General features: G+C 57.1%; 7 protein-coding genes and 1 pseudogene. 5 read left to right on the top strand and 3 right to left on the bottom strand.

The window, feature by feature from the left end:
• Nucleotides 1–525 precede the first annotated feature (525 nt).
• The 4 genes and pseudogenes from C5P05_RS19075 to C5P05_RS19060 all read left to right on the top strand — a co-directional run.
• A complete protein-coding gene (locus C5P05_RS19075; RefSeq protein ID WP_114971392.1) occupies nucleotides 526–1086 on the top strand; it encodes a chalcone isomerase family protein in 561 nt (186 codons plus the stop codon).
• A 657-nt stretch (nucleotides 1087–1743) separates the two neighbouring features.
• A complete protein-coding gene (locus tag C5P05_RS19070) occupies nucleotides 1744–2919 on the top strand; it encodes an alkane 1-monooxygenase (protein WP_114971391.1) in 1176 nt (391 codons plus the stop codon).
• A gap of 245 nt (nucleotides 2920–3164) precedes the next feature.
• Nucleotides 3165–4241, top strand: coding sequence for a 2Fe-2S iron-sulfur cluster-binding protein (locus C5P05_RS19065; protein ID WP_198674785.1), 1077 nt, complete (start codon nucleotides 3165–3167; stop codon nucleotides 4239–4241).
• A gap of 19 nt (nucleotides 4242–4260) precedes the next feature.
• A pseudogene (locus C5P05_RS19060) lies at nucleotides 4261–4491 on the top strand (transposase); the annotation flags it as partial.
• Nucleotides 4492–4530: 39 nt separating this feature from the next.
• On the opposite strand, the gene C5P05_RS19055 reads toward C5P05_RS19060, so the two are convergent.
• Nucleotides 4531–5073: a GGDEF domain-containing protein gene (locus C5P05_RS19055; protein ID WP_157979392.1), complete on the bottom strand. Its 543-nt coding sequence runs from the start codon at nucleotides 5071–5073 to the stop codon at nucleotides 4531–4533.
• A 45-nt stretch (nucleotides 5074–5118) separates the two neighbouring features.
• On the opposite strand from C5P05_RS19055, the gene C5P05_RS19050 reads away from it, so the two are divergent.
• Nucleotides 5119–6093, top strand: a complete 975-nt coding sequence (locus tag C5P05_RS19050; RefSeq protein WP_114971388.1) for an IS1595 family transposase — start codon at nucleotides 5119–5121, stop codon at nucleotides 6091–6093.
• Here C5P05_RS19050 and C5P05_RS19045 read toward each other — a convergent pair.
• The gene (locus C5P05_RS19045; RefSeq protein ID WP_114971387.1) at nucleotides 6029–6754 is read right to left on the bottom strand and encodes a hypothetical protein; all 726 of its coding nucleotides are present in this window, start codon (nucleotides 6752–6754) and stop codon (nucleotides 6029–6031) included. The two genes, C5P05_RS19050 and C5P05_RS19045, sit on opposite strands and share 65 nt — an antisense overlap.
• Before the next feature lie 39 nt (nucleotides 6755–6793).
• Nucleotides 6794–8305, bottom strand: coding sequence for a methyl-accepting chemotaxis protein (locus tag C5P05_RS19040; protein WP_198674784.1), 1512 nt, complete (start codon nucleotides 8303–8305; stop codon nucleotides 6794–6796).
• Between the last annotated feature and the right edge of the window lie 55 nt (nucleotides 8306–8360).

Below are 8360 nucleotides of genomic sequence, written 5' to 3'. Positions count from 1 at the left end.
TCGTCAGCTTCTACAACAGCCAGCGGTTGCACTCCACACTGGGCAACTTGCCACCCAATGCTTTCGAGCAGAAATCGGCAATCAAACAACCTATCGGTCTGTACGAAAAAACTTGACCAGGACAGTTGTCGGCGCGCAAAGTGCGTAAAGGAATTTGATCCTTTCGGACTTTCCGCTGGCAAGCGTGACTGCTGGAAGAAGATTGGGTGAACATAACCGCCTCGAGGGAGAGGCAAGGAGTTTTTATGGGAAGTGGGAACAAACGTTTTACTCGCATGGGTAGCTTGCTCACAGTTGCCATCGGTGTGATTGGCAACGCCGCCGCAACCGAGAACTTCGATCTTCGGTACGCCCCGGGTTTTGGGGGGCGGATATGTCGGCACCACTCGATCCAGGGTGGTATTTTCAGATCCCTAGTTACAGCTACAAGGGCAAGGTGAAGCTGACTTCCACGGCAAACGTTGACCTCACGACCCCTCCCTTCAACGTGCCGATCCTCGGTGCTTCGGCAAGCACACATTAGAAATCGAAGGTGTATCGCTTAACGACGCGGCGACGATCTCTGGAAAACAACTTGTACTCAACGGAGCTGGGGTCCACAAAAGAGGCTATTTCAAGGCCTATGTCACCGGCTTGTACCTTCCAGACAAACGAGCTTCGCTGGATGCGATCAACAAGCTGAGCGGCCCGAAGCGCATCCACCTCCATGTCCTCAGGGAACTTTCAGGCTCGACGATCTCCAGCTATTTCTTGAACGACTTCAAGTTGGTGTCGACCGACGCCGAGTTTCGCAGCCTAATCAACGAGGTCGGGTCAGTGGGCGCCATTTACAGTGCCTTGCCGAGGGTGTACAAGGGTGATGTATTCTGGATCGATTGGGAGCCCGGCAAGGGGCTGTCCGTTACCCGAAATGGCAATCTCATGGCGCAAGGCTTGTTCACGCCCTATCTCGCGACCCACAATAGCGAATTGATGTATCAGATCTTTCTGCGCATCTATGCCGGGGCAGCCGTTCCCGAGGAATTGCGGCGCAATCTGCTTGGCCAGTCGACGAGCATGTCTTCCTCAGCCCAGGCCGAGCGCTGAGAAGCCGGGATCCGTGCGGTTTCCGGCTGCGGGTTGGCCGGAACAAGGCATGGTGCCTTTTGAGGATATGGAGGACGACGTGGGCGCCTTCGGGCCCATCAAACTCCCAGCCAGGCTCTCGCCCGAGCTTCCCGCAAAGCGCCCGTGCGGTTTCTCCCGCCCAGTTTGGCGTACAAGTAGTGCAGGTGCCACTTGACCGTGCCCTCGGTCAACACAAGCCGACCCGCCACTGACCATTGGACAGGCCCTCGGCCAACAGGCGAAGTACCTGCAGTTCGCGCTCGGTGGGCCGCTCTTGGCCCGCAGTCACTTTGCCTTGGCGTGGGACTCTGCGGCTTGTCGACCACGCTACGCCTTCGTCGAGGTACAAGCGCACGCAGCCGTTCGATACCGCACTTCGAAGTGCTTTCCATCACCACGGCTAGCCGGGGTATCAAGACGGTTCTGACGGCTGGACGCCCGGCGGGTCTAGCCGGCAGCTACCGGTACAGTGAATAGGTTCATCCCGCCTCCGAACCTATCTTTCGATAGGTGAATTTTTCCCAGCTTAATCCTATGATGACTTACGCCATTCACCCAAGTCGATGCTCATGAATGACGGACGAAAGTCGGCAGGGTGCTTTGCGCTACTTATAAACTTATTAAAGGAGACGAGTTATGTCGAAGTATTTAAAAGGTTGGCTCATGCCAACGTTATTTGTTCTAACCACCTTGGCCTTGATGAAGGGTGGGTGGTGGCTATGTGTGCCTTTCGTTGCCTGGCTACTGCTTTTTATCGTGGGGGATGCGATCCTTCCGCATGATCTTTCAGAGCCGTCGCTGAAGCATCCTTTCTTGTTGAATCTGCCTCTTTATGTACAGTTACCACTCCTTGTGGTGATGAATTTTGTTCTTGTATGGATGTTCGGCAGCGGCGATATCGGTGGTGTCGGTGCCTTGGTTCTGGAACATTCCGGAATCGACATGTTTGCTGCGCGAGAGGCCACCAACCATTGGGGGATGTGGGTTGGCGGGGTTGCGTCAGTGAGTTTGATAAATGCTATTGGGGGCACCAACACAGGGCATGAGCTCACGCATCGGACTGCGAGTCCTTTCGATATGTTTATGGGACGGTGGATGTTGGCCTTTACTGCGGATACGTCCTTCGCCATTGAGCACGTGTATGGTCATCATGCGAGTGTTTCCACCCCGTCCGACCCCGCCACTGCCCGGCGCGGCGAAAGTTACTACAAATTCACACTTCGCTCCACAGTTATGAGCTATGTCCACGCTTATCAACTGGAGAGGGCGCGCCTGGCGAAGCTCGGCAAGTCCATCTGGAACCCCCTCAGCAGCCCCTTCATGCGCGGCAATCTTGAAAATATCGCGCTGTTTGTCGCCGCGTATGCCATTGCCGGCTGGTCAGGCGTCTGGTTCTGGGCCATTATTGCCATGGTGGGCAAGCAGTTCCTGGAACTTACCAACTATTTCGAGCACTATGGTCTCGTTCGGGTTCCTGGTCAGCCGGTGCAGCCGCGTCACTCGTGGAATTCCAACCACTGGATGAGCTCCAACGTACTCTACAGTCTGGCTCGCCACTCGGATCATCACGCCAGGGCCGAGGCGCCCTACTGGACGCTGCATGCTTATCCGAACGCACCTATGCTCCCCGTCGGTTATCTGACCATGATCGTGATCGCTTTGGTCCCCCCTCTTTTCAAGCAGATGATGGTGCCTGCGCTCAATGAGTGGGATGAAAAGCAAGCTACGCCGGAAGAACGCAAACTTGCGCTGGAAGCAAGTAAAAAGAGCGGCATGGGTGGCCTGAAAATTCTCGGGACAGTGGCTGCTTGACAGATTCCGAAATTTTTATCCGCTTGGATTGGGTGGGGTGCAGACGCACCCCACCGCACCAGTCTTTGCATGCACATGTTTCAAGAGAAGATTTCCAATGAATAATTTCGTTAAATGATCTTCTGTTGCGGCCATATTGCTCCCCACACCTATGCTGGTGGCCTAAACGGGCGGCATAAACGGCGGGTGGCCAGCGAATAACAGCCATAGTCATTTCATTTGCATCCTCTATAAAGAATTAAATAGTGTTCAATCGCCTGTTTCGTCGCACTCAATCAGAATACAAGTTCCGGATGACTCCCGCAAACATTGAAATTCGGGTTTCTTCGAAAGAGACCCTGTTGCAGGCTACCCTTGATCAGGGGGTGCCGTTTCCTTATAACTGTCGGGCTGGCGGCTGCGGTGAGTGCAAATGTCGTCTCGTAGAAGGTAAAGTCAAGGAATTGACGGACAAAAGCTACTTGCTGTCGGCAGAGGAACTCAAGGAAAACTACATCCTCGCCTGCCAAAGCATTCCTAAATCCGACGTGGTCGTGGAAGTTACCTTGGCAAAGGGGCGGCCTGAGCACCCCATCATTGAAGCGTCAGGCACCATCATCACGCTCAAGCCCCTCACTCACGATATCTTGCGCGTGAAGATGGGGCTCGACCAGCCGATGGCTTACACGGCCGGACAGTATGCGGAAATCATCCTTCCCGCCGAGCTCAAGCCAGGCACTGGAGAAAGCCGCAGTTACTCCTTCGCTTGCGCCCCCGGCCAGGATGGCAGAGCGGATCAGCTTGATTTTTTTATTCGAAAAGTTCCCGGCGGCGCCTTCACCGAGTGGCTGTTTAATCAGGCAAAAGCTGGAACGAAATTGAACATTCGTGGACCCTACGGCGATTTCTACCTGCGTCCAGGAACACAGCCGATTATCTGCATTGCCGGTGGCAGTGGACTTGCCCCTGTCAAGGCGCTTCTGGAGCAAGCGCACCAGGACAAGAAATCCACCCGCGACGTGGTGTTTTTTTTCGGGGCTCGCACCCAGGGCGACCTCTATGGCCTGGATGAAATCGAGCAGATTCGACACAACTGGATTGGGCGCTTCGAGTTCGTGCCCATTTTGTCCGCCGAGCCGGAGAACAGCACCTGGCAAGGTCGGCGAGGATGGATCACAAATCACTTGCAAGCCGTGGTTGGCGAACAGATCGCGCAACATCAGGCATACCTGTGCGGCCCCCCGCCGATGATTGATTCGTGTCTCGAAGAGTTTTCCCGTTGCAGCATGGATTCTTCACAGATTCACTTTGATAAATTTCTGGATCGCAGCCATCGGGTGTAGTGTCAAACTGTAGGAAATGGTCCTGCCGACACCGGGCCTGGAGAGCGGGCGTTACTGGATCATCGATGACACCGGCTTTCCGAAGACGGACAAGCATTCGGTCGGCGTCGACCGGCAGTATTGCGGTCAGCAGGGCAAGTAGGATAACTGCCAGGTGGCGATCAGCCTGTCGCTAGTCAGCTCACAGGGCAGCATTCCCTGCCTCCCCAAACTCTACCTTCCCGAGGATTGGGCGGCCGATCCGGTGCGCGCAAGATGGCTGACGTTGCGTTTGCGACCAAGCCCTCAATCAGCCGGCAGTCGCTCCCACATCAGTGGCAGAGCACGCCCCAATATCGGTCGCCTCGTTTGCCACGACAACGCGGTTGCGTCCTGCCGACTTGGCCCGATATAGCGCCTGATCGACCCGTCCGAGAGCGGCATCAAGGTCGCCGTCCGGCGGCACGCTGGCGACGCCGATGCTGATCGTCACCGCCAGCGGGGTGGCGCCTGCCAGAGCAAGCTCTCGGGCAGCGATGGCCCCCCGCATCCGCTCAGCCGCCACGCCCGCGCCCTCGGCATCGCTACAGCTCGGCATGACGAGCAGGAACTCTTCTCCTCCCCAACGCGCAGCGAAGTCCCCCTCGCGGGCTTGGTCGCGTAGTTCCTGCGCCACCTGCCGCAAAGTGCAATCGCCAATCTGGTGGCCGAAGCAGTCGTTGACCCGCTTGAAGTGATCGATATCGACCAGCGCCAGCCAGAGCGTGCTGCGTCGGCGCGATGCGGCCGCCAGTTCACGCTTTAACAACCCATCGACACCACGGCGGTTGTACAGGCCCGTTAATACATCCATGCCTATCCGGTTGACACCCAAGGACACCATAGGTAGTGTTTAGGGATGAGCCAGCCATTTCCGCGCACGTTGCTTGATTTTCAGAGGATGTTTGCGAACGAGCGAGCTTGCAGCAATTACTTGGAGCGAGTGCGGTGGCCCGATGGCTTTGTTTGCCCGGGGTGCGATGCGTCGGGCGAGGCGTATCGCTTCGAGAATAGGCCAGCGGTACTGAGGTGCCGCCACTGCCAGCGAAGCACGTCATTGACGGCTGGGACGGTAATGCACGCAACCCGCACGCCGTTGCAGGTGTGGTTCTGGGCTGCGTACCTTGTGACGACACAAACACCTGGCATGTCGGCGCTACAGTTGCAGCGCCAGCTCGGGCTCAGTCGCTATGAGACAGCATTCCAAATGCTGCACAAATTGCGCGTGGGCATGGTTCGCCCCGACCAAGACCGTATCGGAGCGCAATGGCCCATAGAGATGGACGAGGCACTGGTTGGCGGTCAGACCAGGGGTGAAGGCAAAGGCGTTCACCACATGACGTATGTGGTCGGTGCCGTTGAGGTTCGCCAAAAACAGAGCCAACGCGGTCGTCGTGCCATCTATGCTGGGCGTTTGCGCCTGTGCGCGCTCAAAGATCGCAGCAAGCGTTCGTTGGAGGCGTTTGCGACGAAGAACATCGAGGCGAGCAGCCACATCACCACCGACGGCTGGCATGGCTACAACGGATTGGCGGCCATGGGGTACCACCATGAATCGGTTGTGCTTCACGGCGACACAGAAAAAGTCGAGAAATCGCTGCCAATGATCCATCTCGCCTTCTCCAACCTGAAGGCATGGCTGCTCGGTACGCATCACGGCGTGAGCGCGCAGCACCTACCAGCCTATCTCAATGAATTTGTGTTCCGTTTTAACCGGCGGTTCTACCCGATGACAGCGTTCGCCTCAGTGCTGGGAATTGCGACTCGCGTTACAGCGCCGACCTACGATGAGTTCTACGCTGGGGAGGATTCGTCTGCCCTGCAAGAGCCGTAACCACTACAGGTAGTGCCTTGGGCGTCAACCGGATAGGCATGAATACATCGATGACGGCGAGGGCATCCAGTTCCCATTCGGTGCGTCTCGTCAGGTACTCCATCACCATGAAGAGAAACGCAATCGATGCAAAGGGCGCCACACGCACCCAAACACTCAAAAGGCGGATCGCCCAATTATCATGCGCCGCAAGGACGTCCAGGTGAGCAGGCAACTGGACAGCATCCAACCAAAAAAATGCAATGAAATTAGCGCCAACAAACAGGAACGTCGCAGTGCGATGTCGCCAGGGAAGGAGGACGGCCCCCGCAATTCCTGTGCTAGCAAGGTAGAAGTAGGTGCGCAAATCGGTCCCGTGAAAAGCCAACACCTGGATGACCACGGCCGACGAGAACGCGACTATCAACAGCCAGCGCGCGACCAGATATTGCCCTTGCTGATTGGATCTCAGCGCCCACAGAATGGCAATGCAAAAAGGGATGAATATGACTCCTGCCGTCTGCAGGCTGGGCAACCCCGAGGCGATCTGCAGGCCAGCGATGATGACAAGGTTGCCGAACGCCAGTAAGCCAATGGTATGCACCAGTTCTGCTTTTCTGCGACCAATGGCGGACTGAGCCTGAAAGCCGCTACTTTTAAAAAATGTTTGATATCGGCGCATGGGGCGGGTCTGAATTCAGCGTCCTTGCCCGGAGAGAACCTATTCCGACCAAGTCAAGGCAGAAGCTGTCCCGGCCGACGGCAGCTTGAAGACCGCCACCGTCTGAACCAGTTCCTGCGCCTGTGATTTAAGGCTGCTGGCAGCTGCTGCCATTTCTTCGACGAGTGCCGCGTTCTGCTGGGTGACCTGATCCATCTGAGTGACGGCTTCACCGACTTGCGTCACACCGGCACTTTGTTCGCTGCTGGCGGCGCTGATCTCACCCACGAGATCCGTGACGCGCCGAATGGAACTTACCACCTCGGTCATGGTGGTGCCAGCCTGATCAACCAGGGTCGTGCCCTGCGCCACGCGCTCGACACTGGCGTTGATCAATACCTTGATCTCCTTGGCCGCGTCCGCCGAGCGACCGGCCAGACTGCGAACTTCACTGGCCACAACGGCAAAGCCGCGACCCTGCTCACCGGCCCGGGCGGCCTCCACGGCGGCATTGAGCGCCAGGATGTTGGTCTGGAAGGCAATACCATCAATCACACCGATGATGTCGGAGATTTTCCGGGAGGCGTCGTTGATGCCTTTCATGGTGTCCACCACTTGCGCCACCACTTCACCGCCCTGGATAGCTACAGACGAAGCGCTCATGGCCAGTTGGTTGGCTTGCCGCGCGCTGTCAGCATTTTGTTTGACTGCAGCACCCAGCTCCTCCATGGATGCGGCGGTTTCTTCCAGGACGCTGGCCTGGCTTTCGGTGCGCGCACTGAGGTCATGGTTGCCTTGGGCGATCTCGGAACTGGCAGCTTCCAGACTCTCGGAGTTCTGTCGCACATGGGCTACCATCCTGGACAGGCTGCCCTGCATGTCCGCAAGGGCGGCCATCAATTGACCGACTTCGTCGTTCGAACGCGTCACGATCTGCCCCGTGAGGTCGCCCTGGGCAATATGGCCCGCCAGCCGCAGCGCCTCCTCCAGCGGCCCGAGGACCGCTTTGCGGATAGCCCAAAAGGAGGCCAGCAGCACCAGACCTCCCAGCAGGTTGATGCTGAAAACAAGCACTTTGATAAAGCTGACCGCCTCGGCCACCAGCGGGGCGAAACGGTCGGAGTTATCCTGCACAGCAGCCATATCAGGCCGCAGCCGCTCGACCAGCGCCGGGCTCACGATGTTGCCAGGTTCGGCCTTGATGATCTTTTTCACGCGCTCCAGATCGCGAATGTCCTTGCTCGGCAAGTCAATGATGTCATTGAAGCCGAGCAAGCGGAACAGCCCCTGTTCGACCTTGAACAACTCGACATCGACCTGTGATGCAACCCACTGCCCGTGCTCGATCGACTTGAGCAGTAGGTCTTTGCCGACCGCCGGGACCGTGTCACCCGAGGTCGCCCTTTGCATCGTGAGTGTCATCTGCATGACGGCCGCCAAGTGATCGCGCTCAAGGTGGTGGAACCGCGCGGCCTTGCCAAGGAATCGTCCCCCCAACATCACCAGCAGTGACACCGCGAGCACGGCTACCATGCCGAATAAAAATTTCTGACGCAGGGTAAATCGGGTCATGGGTGACAACTCCTTCAAAAATGTAAAAAAATGCGCGCTGAGGCCTTTGGTCTAT

This window comes from Rhodoferax ferrireducens, assembly GCF_003347515.1.
In the GTDB taxonomy this organism is placed as follows: Bacteria; Pseudomonadota; Gammaproteobacteria; order Burkholderiales; family Burkholderiaceae_C; genus Rhodoferax.
The sequence above is the reverse complement of the archived record's forward strand: the minus strand, read 5'-3'. Positions and strand labels throughout refer to the sequence as shown.